General features: G+C 65.2%; 13 protein-coding genes. 8 read left to right on the forward strand and 5 right to left on the reverse strand.

Features of this window, described 5'->3' with window-relative positions:
- The first annotated feature begins 226 nt into the window (after window positions 1–226).
- The 8 genes from AC07WT_RS12095 (at window position 227) to AC07WT_RS12130 (ending at window position 12,343) form a co-directional block, all read left to right on the forward strand.
- Window positions 227–1,447, forward strand: a complete 1,221-nt coding sequence (locus AC07WT_RS12095) for an MFS transporter (protein WP_494947270.1) — start codon at window positions 227–229, stop codon at window positions 1,445–1,447.
- 343 nt (window positions 1,448–1,790) lie between these two features.
- Window positions 1,791–2,657 carry a TetR/AcrR family transcriptional regulator gene (locus AC07WT_RS12100; protein ID WP_494947271.1) on the forward strand — a complete coding sequence of 289 codons (867 nt, stop codon included), beginning with the start codon at window positions 1,791–1,793 and terminating at the stop codon, window positions 2,655–2,657.
- A 361-nt stretch (window positions 2,658–3,018) separates the two neighbouring features.
- Window positions 3,019–5,517 carry an acyl-CoA dehydrogenase gene (locus AC07WT_RS12105; protein ID WP_494947272.1) on the forward strand — a complete coding sequence of 833 codons (2,499 nt, stop codon included), beginning with the start codon at window positions 3,019–3,021 and terminating at the stop codon, window positions 5,515–5,517.
- Between the two features lie 94 nt (window positions 5,518–5,611).
- A complete protein-coding gene (locus AC07WT_RS12110; protein ID WP_494947273.1) occupies window positions 5,612–7,018 on the forward strand; it encodes a 3-oxoacyl-ACP reductase in 1,407 nt (468 codons plus the stop codon).
- A gap of 2 nt (window positions 7,019–7,020) precedes the next feature.
- Window positions 7,021–7,941, forward strand: a complete 921-nt coding sequence (locus AC07WT_RS12115; protein ID WP_494947274.1) for a MaoC family dehydratase — start codon at window positions 7,021–7,023, stop codon at window positions 7,939–7,941.
- Between the two features lie 172 nt (window positions 7,942–8,113).
- Window positions 8,114–9,454 carry an acetyl-CoA C-acetyltransferase gene (locus AC07WT_RS12120; protein ID WP_494947275.1) on the forward strand — a complete coding sequence of 447 codons (1,341 nt, stop codon included), beginning with the start codon at window positions 8,114–8,116 and terminating at the stop codon, window positions 9,452–9,454.
- Complete coding sequence (locus AC07WT_RS12125; protein WP_494947276.1) at window positions 9,451–11,232, forward strand: AMP-binding protein; 1,782 nt, start codon at window positions 9,451–9,453, stop codon at window positions 11,230–11,232. The genes AC07WT_RS12120 and AC07WT_RS12125 overlap by 4 nt, the downstream gene beginning before the upstream one ends.
- A gap of 49 nt (window positions 11,233–11,281) precedes the next feature.
- Complete coding sequence (locus AC07WT_RS12130) at window positions 11,282–12,343, forward strand: DUF1571 domain-containing protein (protein WP_494947277.1); 1,062 nt, start codon at window positions 11,282–11,284, stop codon at window positions 12,341–12,343.
- On the opposite strand, the gene AC07WT_RS12135 is transcribed toward AC07WT_RS12130, so the two are convergent.
- From AC07WT_RS12135 to AC07WT_RS12155, 5 genes are all read right to left on the reverse strand, one after another.
- The gene (locus tag AC07WT_RS12135; protein ID WP_494947278.1) at window positions 12,340–12,747 is read right to left on the reverse strand and encodes a hypothetical protein; all 408 of its coding nucleotides are present in this window, start codon (window positions 12,745–12,747) and stop codon (window positions 12,340–12,342) included. The two genes, AC07WT_RS12130 and AC07WT_RS12135, sit on opposite strands and share 4 nt — an antisense overlap.
- Before the next feature lie 48 nt (window positions 12,748–12,795).
- Complete coding sequence (locus tag AC07WT_RS12140) at window positions 12,796–14,373, reverse strand: FAD-binding oxidoreductase (RefSeq protein ID WP_494947279.1); 1,578 nt, start codon at window positions 14,371–14,373, stop codon at window positions 12,796–12,798.
- A gap of 84 nt (window positions 14,374–14,457) precedes the next feature.
- Window positions 14,458–14,973, reverse strand: a complete 516-nt coding sequence (locus AC07WT_RS12145) for a hypothetical protein (RefSeq protein WP_494947280.1) — start codon at window positions 14,971–14,973, stop codon at window positions 14,458–14,460.
- Between the two features lie 300 nt (window positions 14,974–15,273).
- Entirely contained in the window at window positions 15,274–16,080 is an 807-nt protein-coding gene (locus AC07WT_RS12150; RefSeq protein WP_494947281.1) for an anti-sigma factor family protein, read from the reverse strand.
- On the reverse strand, window positions 16,080–16,598 hold the full coding sequence (locus tag AC07WT_RS12155; RefSeq protein ID WP_492591624.1) for a sigma-70 family RNA polymerase sigma factor: 519 nt from the start codon (window positions 16,596–16,598) through the stop codon (window positions 16,080–16,082). Before AC07WT_RS12155 ends, AC07WT_RS12150 begins: the two co-directional genes overlap by 1 nt.
- Between the last annotated feature and the right edge of the window lie 6 nt (window positions 16,599–16,604).

Here is a 16,604-nt window from a genome sequence, read left to right on the forward strand (position 1 = left end):
GCGGATGACCGCCGCAAAAATACAATAATTACATTTTCCAGACATCCGGCATGCATAAAGATTCGGGACGCAATTCGCTCCAGGTACTAATACGTATAAACGCCGGATCATTCATGCAAGCGCTTAACGCTCGGCGTACACTCGCTCGAAGCCGCAGGCTGCGGGGCGTGCGGGGCCGCGCAGGCGCCCGTCGTCAGGGGTTAATGGAGACTCTGGAGAACAATCAATGAACTGGACCCGGGAACAGAGAAACGTCACGATCGCCGCCTATCTGGGCTGGACACTCGACGCATTCGATTTCTTTCTAATGGTCTTCGTATTGAAAGATATTGCGGCGGAGTTCAATACGAAAATCCCGGCAGTAGCCTACGGCATTATGCTGACCCTGATGATGCGTCCGCTCGGCGCATTGATTTTCGGCTGGCTCGCCGACAAATTCGGCCGCCGCCCCACGCTGATGGTCAACATCGCGTGCTTCTCGTTGCTGGAATTGCTGTCCGGCTTTTCGCCGAATCTGACCACCCTGCTCGTGCTGCGCGCGCTGTTCGGCATCGCGATGGGCGGCGAATGGGGCGTCGGCGGCGCGCTGACGATGGAAACCGTGCCGCCGAAGTCGCGCGGCGCCGTATCGGGCCTGTTGCAGGCCGGCTATCCGAGCGGCTATCTGCTCGCGTCGATCGTGTTCGGCGTGTTCTATCAATACATCGGCTGGCGCGGCATGTTCTTCGTCGGCGTGCTGCCGGCGCTGCTCGTGCTGTACATACGCGCACACGTGCCGGAGTCGCCGGCGTTCAAAACGCTCGAAAAGAAAGCGCACATGGGTCTCGTCGCCACGTTGAAGCAGCATATCGGGCTGTCCCTGTATGCGATCGTTCTGATGACCGCGTTCAACTTCTTTTCGCACGGCTCGCAGGATCTGTATCCGACCTTCCTGCGCGTTCAGCATCAGTTCGACGCGCATACGGTGTCCTGGATCACGATCACGCTGAACATCGGCGCGATTGTCGGCGGTCTGTTCTTCGGTGCTCTGTCGGAGAAGATCGGCCGCAAGCGCGCAATCTTTATCGCCGCGCTGATCGCGCTGCCGGTGCTGCCGCTGTGGGCATTCTCGACCACGCCTGTGCTGCTCGCGGCCGGCGCCTTCCTGATGCAGATTTCGGTGCAAGGCGCATGGGGAGTGATTCCGGTGCATCTGAACGAAATCTCGCCCGATGAAATTCGCGCGACCTTCCCCGGCCTCGTGTATCAGCTCGGCAATCTGATCGCGTCCGTCAACGGCCCGCTGCAGGCGAGCGCCGCCGAAGCGCACGGCAACAACTACGCGCTGGTGATGGCCGTCGTGATCGGCATCGTGGTGATCGTGATCGCCGCGCTGATTCCGTTCAGCCGCGAGCGCCGCGGCATCGACATGACCCAGTCCGCGAAAGAGGTGGCGACACAGCTTTAAGCGTTCGAACCAAACAGCTATTTCCCCGGCCCGTTATCGGGCAGACGCCAAGGCGGCTCGAACCGCCACGCAGCAAAAGAACCAACGCAGGACCAAATCAGGGTAACAAGCCATACGAGGCCGTTCCGATTTCGATCGGAACGGCCTTTTTTATTGCCGCGCGCCTTGACGTGTCGCGCGGGTTCGCAGCCCCACTCTCGTCAGGTCTTCTAGAGGAGTTAATCGACAATGAACCCTTGATCGCCAAGTTCATCCTTCCTTATCCTGAAAAAAAACGGCTGTTCCAAATACTCATTTGAATCGCTTGTTTGCGGCCGGACGCCCGGCAACTGGGAGACGCAACATGGCAGTTCGCACAACAGGCCGGCATGCCGGCGACACAAAGTCCCGCATCCTCGACGCGGCGGAAACGCTGTTCATCGAATGCGGCTATGAGGCCATGTCGCTGCGCCAGATCACTTCGCGTGCCGAAGTGAATCTCGCGGCGGTCAACTATCACTTTGGCAGCAAGGAATCGCTGATTCACTCGATGCTGTCGCGCCGGCTCGACCAGCTCAATCATGAGCGGCTCAAGCTGCTCGACCGCTTCGACGACATGCTCGGCCCGCGTTTGACCTGCGAGCACGTGCTCGGCGCGATGTTTATTCCGGCGCTACGGCTTTCGCGCGAGCCGCGCATCGGCGGCAAGGCGTTCCTGCGGCTGCTCGGGCGCGCTTATACCGATCCGTCAGCCTTCATTCGCGACTTCCTGAATGCGCATTACGAATCGGTGGCCATGCGCTTCTTCGATGCGTTCCAGCGCGCGCTGCCGCATCTGCCGCGTGAAGAACTCGGCTGGCGTCTGCACTTCGCGATCGGCGCGCTGTCGGGCGTGCTGGCCGGCACCGATACCGACAGCCTGATTTCGGAGTTCTCGCAGGGCAAGTCGATGAACGATCTGCAACTGATCGCACGTCTCGCTTCGCTGATGGTGGCCGCGCTCAAAGCGCCGCTGCCCGACGGCAGCCAGCTGGCCACGTTCGCCGCCGTGCTGGGCGACGCCACCGACGGCGGCGAGCAAGGCCAGACGGCCTGCGCCAACCCGGCGGTGGCTGCCGCGCAGCAGGCTTCGAGCGGATCGGCGGCGGCCTCGCCCGCGCCGGACGGTGAGCGCCCGGCCGGCAGCGTCGAGGCGAGTTCGTTTCATCATGCGCTGCACGGCACGGCTTGAGCGCAGCCTGCCGGGCGGCGCCGTCATGGGCCGCCCGGACACAAGCCGCGCGATGCGGCACGGCGAGTACTCGCCACGCCATCGCGCTCGAAGCCGGGCTCGAATCCAGACAAACCTCCAGGTGCGCACCGGAACATCATGAATGCCGCATAGCTGAGCAGCGCGTCCAGATCCCGCACCTAGGCCGCACCTAAGCCGCACCTAAGCGCCGCCGCGCTGTCGAACAGAAAACACGACTCGAAGGCGAGCAAAAAGCGCGGCGAACGCTGCCAAACCGCCAGCAGAAGATCAACCACAGAACGCGAGCCGTGCGCGCCTCGTGGATGCGTTCGCACGCACCATCGAAACAGGAGGAAACGTCATGCCGTGGTTCATCCTTGTGCTCGTCATCGCCGCGCTTGCGCTCGTCTACGTTCAGGCACGCGCGTCATGGTGGCTTGCCTTCATGATCGCGTGGGTGGCGGCCGCGCACGTCAGCGGCTCGGCGGGGCCGGCAGCGGCAACGCTGCTGACCATCCTGTTCGTGCTGCCGGCGCTGGTGCTGACGCTCAAGCCGCTGCGCCGCGCTTGGCTCACGAAGCCGGTGCTCGATACCTTCCGCAAGATCCTGCCGGAGATGTCGCCGACCGAGCGCGACGCGATCGAAGCCGGCACCGTCTGGTGGGACGCCGAACTGTTCTCGGGCCGCCCGCACTGGGACACGCTGCTTGGCTACGGGCCGGCCAGGCTGAGTGCCGAGGAGCAATCGTTCCTCGATAACGAATGCGAGCATCTGTGCGATCTCGCCAACGATTGGGAAACCACCATGGTGTGGCAGGACCTGTCGCCGCAAACCTGGCAGTACATCAAGGATCAGGGCTTCCTCGGCATGATCATTCCGAAGCAGTACGGCGGCAAGCAGTTCTCCGCCTACGCGCATTCGCAGGTCATCATGAAGCTCGCGACGCGCTGTTCGGCCGCCGCCGTTTCGGTGATGGTGCCGAACTCGCTCGGCCCCGCCGAATTGCTGATGCACTACGGCACCGAAGAGCAAAAGAACCACTATTTGCCGCGCCTCGCGCGTGGCGAAGAGATCCCCTGCTTCGCGTTGACGAATCCTTACGCCGGTTCCGATGCGGCGGCGATTCCGGACCTCGGCATCATCTGCACAGGCACGTTTGAAGGCCGCGAGGCGCTGGGTTTTCGCGTCACCTGGGACAAGCGCTACATCACGCTCGGCCCGATCGCGACTGTGCTCGGCCTCGCGTTTCGCGCGCTCGATCCCGACCGCCTGCTCGGTTCAGATGAAGAGCCCGGCATCACCTGCGCGCTGATTCCGGCCGACCATCCGGGGGTCGAGATCGGACGGCGTCACTGGCCGCTCAATGCCGTGTTCCAGAACGGTCCGAACTCGGGCAAGGACGTCTTCATTCCACTCGACTGGGTGATCGGCGGCCGCGCGCAGGTCGGCAACGGCTGGCGCATGCTGATGGAATGCCTGGCGGCGGGCCGGGCGATTTCGCTGCCGTCATCGAATGTCGGGATCGCGAAGATCGCCGTGCGCGGCACCGGCGCCTACGCCGCGATACGCCGCCAGTTCCGCACCGCCGTCGGCAAGTTCGAAGGCGTGCAGGAAGCGCTCGGCCGCATGGGCGGCAATCTGTATGTGATGGACGCCGCGCGCCGATTGTCCGCGCATGCGGTGGACCTCGGCGAAAAACCGTCGGTGATTTCGGCGATCGCGAAATATCACATCACCGAGCGCGCCCGCATGGTCATCAACGACGGCATGGATGTCGCCGCCGGCAAGGGCATCTGCATGGGGCCGTCGAACTTCCTCGCGCGCACCTATCAGCAGGTACCGATCTCCATCACGGTGGAAGGCGCGAACATTCTGACGCGCTGCCTGATCATCTTCGGCCAGGGCGCGATCCGCTGTCATCCGTATGCGCTCAAGGAAATAGCCGCGATGCGCGAAACCGGTCACGCCAAAGCGCTGCGCGATTTCGATGCGGCGTTTTTCGGCCACGTGAGCTTCACACTGTCGAACGTGGTGCGCAGTTTCGTCTACGGCGTGAGCGGCGGCGCGCTCATCGCCAGGCCGCGCACCGCGTATGCGCCGCTCTTCCCGTACTATCGCGCGGCGACCCGCATCTCGACCGCCTTCGCGTTGCTCGCCGACGTCTCCATGTTCGTGCTCGGCGGCGATCTGAAACGGCGCGAACGCATTTCCGGGCGTCTCGGCGACGTGCTGTCGCAGCTGTACCTGATCTCGGCGACACTCAAGCGTTTCGAGGACGAAGGCCGTCAGGAAGAAGATCTGCCGCTGGTACGCTGGGGCGTCGAAGATTCGCTGTACAAAGCGCAACAGGCGATCGACGGCGTGCTTGCCAACTATCCGAACCGCCTCGCCGCGCGCCTCGTGCGGGTGCTCGCGTTTCCGTTCGGCCTGCCGCATCGCGAGCCGTCCGACCGGCTCGGCACCGAGATTGCCGAGCTGATGCAAACGCCGGGCGCGGCGCGCGATCGTCTCGTGTCGGACTCGTACGTGCCGCATCCGGATGTCGATGCGCTCGGTTACGGCGAACTGGCGTTCCAGCTGAACCCGCGCGTCACGCAGATCGATCAGAAACTGCGCGACGCGGTCAGGCAAGGCCTGCTTGCGCCGATGCCGCAAAGCCTGCCGCAACTGGCCGCGTGGACCGCCGCCGCGCAGCAGAAAGGCTTGATCGACGCCGACGAACGCCAGGTCCTCGAGGACTACGCACGCTATAGCACCGAAGTCGTGAAGGTCGACGACTTCCCGGCCGACTTCGACATGCTGGCCAGCTTGCAAAAGCGCAAGGAGGCGCTCGACAAAGCGCAGCAGCTGGCGGCCTGAGGACTTTAGAACGGCATCAAAAAAAGCCCCCTGCCAACGCACAACGCATGCAAACTGACGCACATCCGATGAGGCCAGCGGAGCAAGCCGCCCTATGAACGATTCTTATCTGAACTTCGTCAACTCGCCGTTCGGCGCGCGCCTCGCGCGCTCGCTCGGCTTGCCGAAGCCCGAAGTGCTGCGCCGCTATCGGGCGGACCAGCCCGAGTTCGACGGCCTCGTGGCGATTGGCGCGGGGCGCGAACCGCAGTTGCTGGAGGCGCTCGCCAGCCTCGTCGCCCGTATCGGCATGACCAGCGTTGCACACGAAAGCGCGGGGCTGTGGGTGCCGCTCGCGAATCGCCACGGCCTGATGACGGGCCGCTTCGAGGCAGCCGACGCCGGCTCGCACGGCCGGCTCAACGCGCTGCTGTTCGACGCGAGCGGCATTGAAGACAGCAGCCAGCTCGACCCGCTGCACGGGTTCTTTCACGACACCCTGCGCTCGCTCGGCAAGTGCGGCCGCATCGTCGTGCTCGGCCGGCCGCCGGAAGCCTGCGCGAGCCCGCGCCAGTGGACCGCGCAACGCGCGCTCGAAGGCCTCGCGCGCTCCCTCGGCAAGGAAGCGCGGCGCGGCATTACCGCGAATCTCGTGTACGTCGGGCAAGGCGCGGAGAACGGCATTGAAGCGACGCTGCGGTTCTTTCTGTCGCCGCGTTCGGCGTATGTGTCGGGTCAGGCGGTGCGCATCAGCGCCGGCGGCGAGGCAGCGCCGGCGTTCGACTGGCAGCAGCCGCTCGCCGGCCGCCGCGCGGTCGTCACCGGCGCGGCGCGCGGCATCGGCGCGGCGATTGCGAGCGTGCTGGCCGCCGAAGGCGCGCATGTGGTCGGCATCGACATTCCAGCGGCGCGCGACGCACTCGACGCCACCATGCGGCCATTGAACGGCACCGCCCTCGCCTTCGACATCGCCGCACCCGAAGCGCCCGCGCAAATCGCCGCGGCGCTCGACGAGCAAGGCGTCGACATCGTCGTGCACAACGCCGGCATCACCAGGGACAAAACCATCGTCAAGATGAGCGACGCCGCGTGGCACGGCGTGATCGACATCAACCTGTCCGCGCAGGAACGTATCGACGACGCGTTGCTCGCGGCCGGCACCTTGCGCGACGGCGGACGCATCATCGGCGTGTCGTCGATCAGCGGCATCGCGGGCCATCTCGGGCAGACCAATTACGCGACCTCGAAGGCCGGCGTGATCGGCCGCGTGCAAAGCATGGCGCCGCATCTGCGCGGGCGCGGCATCACGATCAACGCGGTCGCGCCCGGCTTCATCGAAACGCAGATGACCGCGAAGATTCCGCTGACCATTCGCGAAGCCGGCCGCCGCATGAATTCGATGAGCCAGGGCGGCCAGCCGGTCGACGTCGCGCAGGCCGTCGCGTGGCTCGCGCATCCCGGATCGGCGGGCGTGACCGGCCAGATCGTGCGCGTGTGCGGGCAAAGTCTGATTGGAGCGTGACCATGGGCGAGCCTGGTGATCCGTTCAGGAGCGGTCATGCAGCGAGCGCGGCGCGTCCGAAAACCGTCGTCATCGAGCAATTGCCCGCGCCGGCGAAGCTGTATGCGCGCGCGTTGTCCGGCCTCGTCAAACGTGGGCGCGACACGCACCTGCCGGCTCTGCGCCTCGTGCGCCCGGCCGCGCCGCTCGATCCGGCGGCGATCGGGCATTACGCGCGGGTGTGCGGCTTCATTCCCGAGCACGGCGTGCCGCTCACTTTTCCGCATCTGCTTGCCTTCCCGCTGCATCTGCTGATGCTGACCGACCCGGGGTTTCCGTGGCCGGCGCTCGGGCTCGTGCATCTGGCCAATCAGGTGCGGCTGAGACGGCCGATCGCGCATAACGACGTGCTGCGCGTCGAAGTCGAATTCGGTGCGCTGCTGCGTCACGACAAGGGTCAGGCGTTCGTGCTGCATTCGCGCCTGTACCGGCGCGGCGAAGCGGTGTGGGACGGCGACAGCGTCTACCTGAAGCGCGGCGTGCCGGCGCTCGGCAATCCGCTTGGCTCGCTCGAACTCGAGCACGCCGCGTTGCAGCGTCTGTCGCGCTGGCAATTGCCGCCGCAGCTGGGCCGCGACTACGCCCGCGTGTCCGGCGACTACAACCCGATTCACATGACGGCGCTGTCAGCCAAAGCATTCGGTTTTCCGCGCGCGATCGCGCACGGCATGTGGACGCTGGCCCGCGCCGCCGCCGCGCTGCAACCGCCGAAACCGCTCGCCGAAGCCACGCTCAGCGCGGAATTCAAGGCGCCGATGCTGCTGCCGGGCGAGGTGTCGTTCTGGAGCGCGTCGCCTTCGCTGATCGAGCGCGAGCTGGAAGTGCGCGATATCGCCGGAGAAAAACCGCATTTGCGCGGCCGCATGCAGTGGATGCTGCAATGAGCCTTACACGGCTTCATGTCCGCTGCTTCGTAACAGCATGGAATTGAAGCCGAGTGAAATTCGTTTTGTAGTGAAGACGGACCCGAAGAACGCGGACTCGAAGCACTCATCTTTCGCACCGTTCAATAGTTCAATAGTTCGATAACCAGGGAACGCCCCAAAGGAGCCGAGCATGTCCAACCCGCTGCCCGCCGTGCGCCGCGTCGCCATCATCGGCGGCAACCGGATTCCGTTTGCCCGCTCGAACACCGCCTACGCGACCGCGTCGAATCAGGACATGCTGACCTTCACGCTGCAAGGCCTGATCGACCGCTATAACCTGCACGGCCAACGGCTCGGCGAAGTCGCCGCCGGCGCCGTCATCAAGCATTCGCGCGACTTCAATCTGACGCGCGAAGCGCTGCTGTCCACCACGCTCGCGAAGGAAACCCCCGCCTACGACGTGCAACAGGCCTGCGGCACCGGCCTCGAGGCGGCGATCCTCGTCGCCAGCAAGATCGCCCTCGGGCAGATCGATGTGGGGATTGCGGGCGGCGTCGATACGACCTCCGACGCGCCGATCGGCGTCAACGAACGGATGCGCAAGATCCTGCTCGAAGCGAATCGCGGCACGAGCACGGGGCAACGCGTCGGCGCGCTGAGCAAGCTGCGCCCCGCGATGTTTTTCAAGCCGCTGCTGCCGCGCAACGGCGAGCCGCGCACTGGGCTCTCGATGGGCGAGCATTGCGAGCTGATGGCCAAGCGCTGGAACATTTCGCGCGAGGCGCAGGACGTGCTCGCCTTCGAGAGCCACCGCAGGCTCGCCGACGCGTATGCACGCGGCTTCGTCAACGATCTGATGACGCCGTACCGCGGCCTCGCGCGCGACAACAATCTGCGCCCGGACCTGACGCTCGAACAACTCTCCAGCCTGAAGCCGGTCTTCGATCGCGACGCCGGCACACTGACAGCCGGCAACTCGACGCCGCTGACCGATGGCGCGTCCGCGGTGCTGCTCGCAAGCGAAGCATGGGCGGCCCAACATGGCCTGCCCGTGCTGGCCTGTCTGAGCTGGTCCGAAACCGCCGCTGTCGACTATGTCGACAAGCAGGAAGGTCTGCTGATGGCGCCCGCCTATGCGGTGCCGCGGATGCTGGCGCGCGCCGGGCTCAGCTTGCAGGACTTCGATCTGTACGAAATCCACGAAGCGTTCGCCGCGCAGGTGTTATGCACGCTTGCGGCGTGGCAGGACGACGAATATTGCCGCACGCAACTCGGTCTGCCGGGTCCGCTCGGCGCAATCGATCGCGCAAAATTGAATGTGAACGGCAGCTCGCTCGCCACCGGTCATCCGTTTGCGGCAACCGGCGGGCGAATCGTCGCCGGCCTCGCGAAAATGCTCGCGCAGCTCGACAAACCGGCCGGCACCGCGCGCGGGCTGATATCGATCTGCGCGGCGGGCGGCCAGGGCGTGGTGGCGATTCTGGAACGCACACAAACAGACGAAGCCACTGCTTCAGGAGACGACCGATGACCCAGCCCACGCAAGCCCCGTTCTCGCCTGCTGCCGCATCCGCGCCTTCGGCCAGTGCGGCGAATCACACACCGAACACCGACGGCATCTGGTACGCGTCGTATCCGGCAGACGTGCCGCACGAAATCGACGTCGGGCAATACGAGTCGGTCGTGCAGTTCTTCGACGACTGCATCGCGCAGTTTCGCGAGCGGGTCGCGTATGTGAGCGTCGGCGCGAACATGACGTACGGCGAACTGGGCCGCAAGGCGACGGCGTTCGCCGCCTATCTGCAAAGCATCGGCGTGAAGCCGGGCGAGCGCGTCGCGATCATGCTGCCGAATACGTTTCAGTATCCGGTGTCGCTGTTCGGCGCGCTGAAAGCCGGCGCCGTGGTGGTCAACGTGAATCCGCTCTACACCGTGCGCGAACTCGCGCATCAGTTGAAGGACAGCGGCGCGCAAACCATCATCGTGTTCGAGAACTTCGCGAAGACGGTCGAAGACGCGCTGCCCGGCACCAGGGTGCAGAACGTCATCGTCACGGGTCTCGGCGATCTGCTCGCCGACGGCCTGAATCTGAAGGGGCGTCTGCTCAATTTCATGCTGCGCCACGTGAAGAAAATGGTGCCGAAGTACAACCTGCCGAAAGCCGTACCGCTGCTCGAAGCACTCGCGATCGGCTACACCCGGCCGTTGACGCCGGCGCGCCCTTCGCACAACGACATCGCGCTCCTCCAATACACCGGCGGCACCACCGGCGTCGCCAAAGGCGCGATGCTCACGCACAGGAACATCATCGCCAACCTGTTGCAGGCGAAGGCGTGGTCCGAACGCCAACTGGGCGGCGACATCGAAACGGTGCTCACGCCGCTGCCGCTTTATCACATCTATTCGCTGACCGTAAATGCACTGATCTTCATGGGACTCGGCGGGCGCAACATCCTGATCGCGAATCCGCGCGACATGAAACGCGTGATGATGATCATCCGTCACGAGAAATTCACCGGCATCACCGCCGTGAACACGCTGTACAACGCGTTCCTCGAGAACGAAGAATTCCGCAAGCGCGACTTCTCGAACCTGAAGCTCGCGATGGCCGGCGGCATGGCCATGCAGAAGTCGGTCGCGGACCGCTTCAAAGCGGTCACCGGCAAGCCGATCATCGAAGGCTATGGGCTGACCGAATGCTCGCCGATCGTATCGATGAATCCGGTCGACCTCACCAATCTGCGCGATTTCGAAGGCTCGATCGGCTTGCCCGCGCCGTCCACGCAAGTGCGCTTCAGGAAAGACGACGGCACGTGGGCGAACATCGGCGAAGCGGGCGAACTGTGCGTGCAGGGTCCGCAGGTGATGAAAGGCTACTGGAACCGTCCGGAGGAAACCGCCAAGGTGATCGATGCCGACGGCTGGCTCGCCACCGGCGATATCGGCGTGATGGATTCGCGCGGCTTCATCCGCCTGATCGACCGCAAGAAGGACATGATCCTGGTGTCGGGCTTCAACGTCTATCCGAACGAGGTCGAAGACGTGATCGCCATGCATCCCGACGTGCGCGAAGTCGCCGCAATCGGCGTGCCCGATGCGGCGCAAGGCGAACGGGTGAAGGTGTTCATCGTCAAGCGCAATGCGTCGCTGACCGAGGAGCAGGTGATTGCCCACTGCCGCAAGAACCTGACCGGCTACAAGGTGCCGAAGCTCGTCGAGTTCCGCGACGAGCTGCCGCAAACCAACGTCGGCAAGATTCTGCGCCGTGCGCTGCGCGACGAGGAACTCGCGAAGCAAAAGCCTGCCTGACAGGCAACGCGCGGCCGCGCCGGCTCGCAACACTCTTTCGGAGAGATTCATGAAGTACAGCACGTCCGCACGCTCGCGCCGCTCGCAGGTCTTCAGGCGCCTTGCCGGTTTGCCGTCGGACGCCGCCGTGCTGCGTGTCTCGCTGCGGGTTGCATTACGTGCCGCTTCATTGTGCGTTGCGCTGCGTGCAATATCGCGTACTACAGCGCGTGCGCTATCGATCGGCGTGCTGACGGCAGGCGCGGCGGGCATGACGGCCACGCCCGCCCTTGCGCAGAACGACGACACGCCGCCCGCGCTCGACACAGTCAGCACCGTCAAGGCGCCGGCCACGCCATCCGCACAGGTCGGCAAACTCACGCTCGATCAACAGGTGAAGTGGCTGCGCGCCGCGCAACAAAGCGGCGCGTTCGACAAGCTCGACGACGCGCAACTGGTCGCGCTCTTCAAGTCGCTCGATCCGCTCGCGTTGCCGCGCTACATCAAGGAAGGACCGAACGGCTATCCGTCGTACGAGTTCACGATGTCGCGCGCGGAACGCATTCACGGCCAGTGGCCCGACAAGGCCGATCACATGCTGGTGCGCATCGCGCACGACCCGCTGCGAATCTACGCGAAGTGGCTGCCCGACGGCGCGCACGCCGGCCAGGAAATCATCTACGACGAATCCAGACGCAGCGACGAAATGTATGGCCACCTCGGCGGCCTGCTGAACGTGATGCCGCTGTGGACGTCGACCACCGGTGTGCTCGCGCGTGCGCAATCGAACCATCAGGTGCGCGATCTCGGCACCGAGTTCATCGCCAATCAGTACCTCGCCGAAGGCAAGAAGTACATCGAGACCGGCCTGCCCCGCTCGACCCAGGTGGAAGCGAAAACGATCGACGGCGTACGCGTGATCGCCTTCACCTTCGAATCGCCCACCGGCCAGCCGAAGTTCTACGCGAAGAAGGAAACGCTCGGGCTCGATCTGCGGCACCCGTATTTCCGCACGGTGGAGTCCTACGATAACGACGGCAGGCTCTTCGAGAAGATCGTCTTCGAAACCATTACGCCGAAAACGTTCGACGACGCCGCGTTCGATCCGAAGAACAAGGCCTATAAGTTCTAGCGAACGAGACGCGGCGCCAGCACGAAGGCGACATGCGCGAAGCGCCCCTCTCCCTGCTCGTGGCTGTGCTCGATCATGTGTGCGCTGCGGGTTGCAAGCTGCGCGAGCACGAAGTAGTCGGATGCGCGCGTGAGACCGATCAGTGACATCCGGGTCTGTGCGCGCGTTTGACTGAGAAGCGGCGCCAGCGTCCCGTACCAGAGCGCGCCGATGTCATCGCCCGTTTCGAACGCGGGCAGATTCATACGCGCGACGTAATCCGCGAACGCAGGGCCGGCCGCGAGGGTGGAATCGACCACCGCCAGCGTATGGGGGCGAGCAGCCGCATGCGCTAGCCACGGCCACACGCCGCCCGCCGCGGTCGAAAGCCATGCGCCTGTCATCATGAAAGTGCGTCGGTCCATTGCTTTAATGCGCCACTTCACCGCCACTTCACCATTACACCGCGCTCATCAGGTATAGCCACGCCGGTCGCGCCACGCCGCCGGCCAGATGCCCTGCTTGCCCGGCGCGAGGATGCCGTTCGGGTCGAGCACGTCCTTGATCGTTTCCGAAAGCCTCAGTAATGCACCGTCGTTGAAACTGTACTGCGCCGCGGCGAAATCCATGTACGCGAGATGCGCGCGGTATTCGCCGTAACCGGCCGCGCGCGCATCGCTCATCAGCGAGCGCAACAATGCGCCGGCCTGCTCGACCTGATCCGCGTCGTTACGGTCGAAGATCGCCGCGAAGATGTGATGCAGATGACGCTCGCCCGCCGTGAAGCCGCCGTAGTAATCGAAGCCGTATTCCGCGGCGCGCGCCTTCACCATCGTGTATTGGCGCAGCGCGTCGCGCCCGGTCGCCGGACAGATGGGCGCGAAGTCCACGTGCGCCCCCGCGCCGCCGCGCCAGTCGAGCATGCGGAAGGCGCTCATCGCCGGAATGCCGGCGAGGTTGCGCTCGCCGCCCGCGGCGGGTTGCGCATCGCCTGCATAGCGTGCGGCCGAGAGTCTCGCCTCGCGGACGCGGGCGAACGCGCGCTGCACGATCGCATAGCGTGCGTCGATCAATTCAGGGGTACCGTACAGCGCAAAATGCAGATTCCAGCGGCCGACGTTCAGCTTGTCGAGCATCGCCACCACCGCGCTTTCGGGCATCGCGCCCTTGCCTTCATACCACTGCCGACGCGACGACAAACCCGCGGCGCGGCGCAGGCCGCCTTCGATCACCGCGTGATTGCGGATCGTTTCATCGAGGCGCAGCGGCCGCAAAATGTCGACGATCGCTTCGAGATCCTGCTCGTGACGAAACTGGATTTCGCCGAGCAGATACGCGGGCGGCGCCGGCATCAGCCACACGCCCAGCTTGGTGACGATGCCGTAGTTCGACTGCATGAACATCGCGTCGAACGACGGCCCGTAGCCCGGCTGGTACAGCTGCCACGCTGTGCTGATTTCGATCCCGCCCATCCCCGTGCGCAGCACGTCGCCGTTGGCGAGCACCACCTCCATGCCGCACTGGGACGCCGCGTGATCGCCATACGCGGTGTAGCCGAAGCCGCGCTCGAGCGTATTGCCGACCACGCTGCCCCAACCCGCCGCGGGCGGATCGACCCATAGCTTGTAGCCTTTGTCGCGCAGATGTGCGTACAGGTCGAAGTAACTGACGCCCGGTTCGACCAGCGCATAGGCGAGCGTCTCGTTCACTTCGATGATGCGGTTCATCCGTTGCAGATCGAGCACTACCGAGCCGGGCAGACGCGGCGCCGCGCCTCCGTAAGCGAAGTTGCGGCCGGTCGAGACCGTCCACAGCGGAATGCGATATTGATTGGCAATGCGCAGCACCGCGCGAATCTCGTCGACGGATGCAGGCAGTACCGCCGCGGACGCCGAAAACGCTTCCCGCTCGCCAGGCGCGAACGGATCGAGATATGCCGCGAGCCCCGCTGCCGAACTCACCACCTGCGCGTCGCCGACAATCGCGCGCCAGCCGGCGAGCGCGCGGTCGAACTGTGCGGTTGAAACTTTTGGCGGCAAGCTGCGTGTCAAAGCGTCTCCTTTGCTGCGCTATGTGCGAGCGGCGTGTGGGTGGCGTGTGGGTGGCGAATGAGCGGGCGAATCAGCGGCGGCACGCTAACGACGCATCCCACCACTGCCGCCGTGCGTCATGCCGCCCGCTCCCTGCATCGGCAGATCGCCATGCCAGCCGCCATGGCCGCCATGCCAGTCGCCGTGGCCTCCGCGCCACTCGCCATGCCCTCCGCCATGCCACTCGCCGCGTTCGCCCATACGCACATGGTCCATATGATGATGATGAAAGCGGTCCACAAAGACGAACGACACGCCGCCTCCAAACACCACCGGCGGCCCCCAATACCACGGGTCGTAGTAATAGACCGGCGCCGGATACGACGCCAGCGCGACGCCATCGCCTTCGACGATCTGCCAGGTGCCGTCCGGCTGCAGGCACGCGCGGCCGGTAAGCGGCTGCATGACGCCGTCGATTTCCACCTGCCCCGCGACGATGCGGCACGTCGGCGTGTCGCTCAACGGCGCATTCGCATCGGACTGCGCCGCACAGCCGGCGCTCAGACACAGACAACATACGCCGGAGCATAGCCCCGTGCCGAACTGATGGAAAGTAAGCATGATCTTGCTGCCTCGACGCGTCGGCGTTGCGACTCGCGAGAGGCGGGTCGACACCGTGAAGACCCCGTCGGTTTGCCTCGCTCCGGACCGTATCCGTACCGTGCGCGCGCCTGCGCGCCGCCGCTGCGGCACGGTCCTGCAACGAGTAAACGAAGCGCCGCGCGGCGCTATTCCGCCGGCGGCACGCGGGCGCGAGGGCTTTTTGTTACTGCGTGTTGCAACGGCAACGCGCGCGAGCGAGCCGGCACTTGCCTCTTACCGTGCTTACCGTGTTTAGCGCGCGCGACCGCGCTCGCGGCGTTACTGCCACGATTCCGGCTTGCCGCCGAGGGCGCTGCACACGTCGACTGCGATCGAGCGCAGCTTGCCTTCGGCGATCGGCCCGGACAGGGCGTAGCCCATGCGGTCGCTGACCCAGTAGAAAGTGCGCCGGTTGCCGTCGCGGAACAGGCGGAACGCGGTTTCGTCGTGCGAAATGCCGGTGATGTACAGCGTGAGGCGCGCGCCGCTCCGGTTCTCGTACATGAACTGCGCGGCCGGCCCCGCTTCGCCGGGCAACAGCCGGCCGCCCACCAGCGAATATCCGTATTCCTGCAATGACGGCACCGACAGCGGCCGGTTCAGCCGTTTGGACAGCCAGTTGATCAGATGCTCTTCCTCGCTCGCGGCGACTTCGACCGGATGACGCCGTTCGGGCGTATAAACCGCATACGCGATGTCGGCACGCTGGGCAAAGCTGGCCGGATTGGCGCCGAAGCCGCCCCATGCCCCGCCCGTCAGACGCGGCGCGAGCGGCCCCAACGCCAGCGCGAGACCGGCGCCGGCCGCCAGCCAGCACGCCGCAAGACCGGCGCGCCGCCACCAGGGCGACGACGGGCGCACCACGATGAAAGCCGGCTCCTCACGCTCCGGCGCACCGCACAGCGCCTGCAACGCCGACTTCTGCGCGCGCCACGCGGCCACCTGCGCGGCGGCCTGCGAGTGCTGCGTCAGTTGCGCCTCGACCGCGGCGCGTTGCGCGGGCGGCAACTCACCGTCGACAAACGCCGACAGCGCTCGCAGATCGAGCCCTTCGGGCAAGCCGGAATCGTAGTCGTCGTTATTCATCAGGGATTTCTCACTACTTTCAGCGGCGCGTTTTTGCGCGCCGGACCTTCGGTTAGCAGCACGCGCATGTGTTCACGCGCGCGCGACAGCCGCGACATCACTGTACCGATCGGCACCCCGAGCGCGCTCGACGCCTCCTGGTACGTCAACTCCTCCACGCAGACGAGCAGCAGCACTTCCCGTTGCTCGACCGGCAAACAATACAGCGCGCGCTGCAAATCGCGCAGCACCAGACCGTCGACTTCGCCGTGCGGCGCCTCGAGATTGCGCCACGGCGCGCTTTCATCGTCGACGGCGATCTCGCGGCGTCCACGCAACTGATCGATGTACAGATGCCGCAGGATCGTCAGCAGCCACGCGCGCAGGTTGCTGTTCGGCCGGAACGCCGCCCAGCGCGCAAGCGCGCGCTCCGCCGTATCCTGCACGAGATCGTCGGCCCAGGCGCGGTCGCCCGTCAGTGCGCGCGCATAGCGGCGCAACTGCGGGAGCCACGAAATCACTTCCGCTTCGAATTTCACCCGGCG

The organism is Paraburkholderia sp. GW821-FHT02A12 (assembly GCF_059422005.1).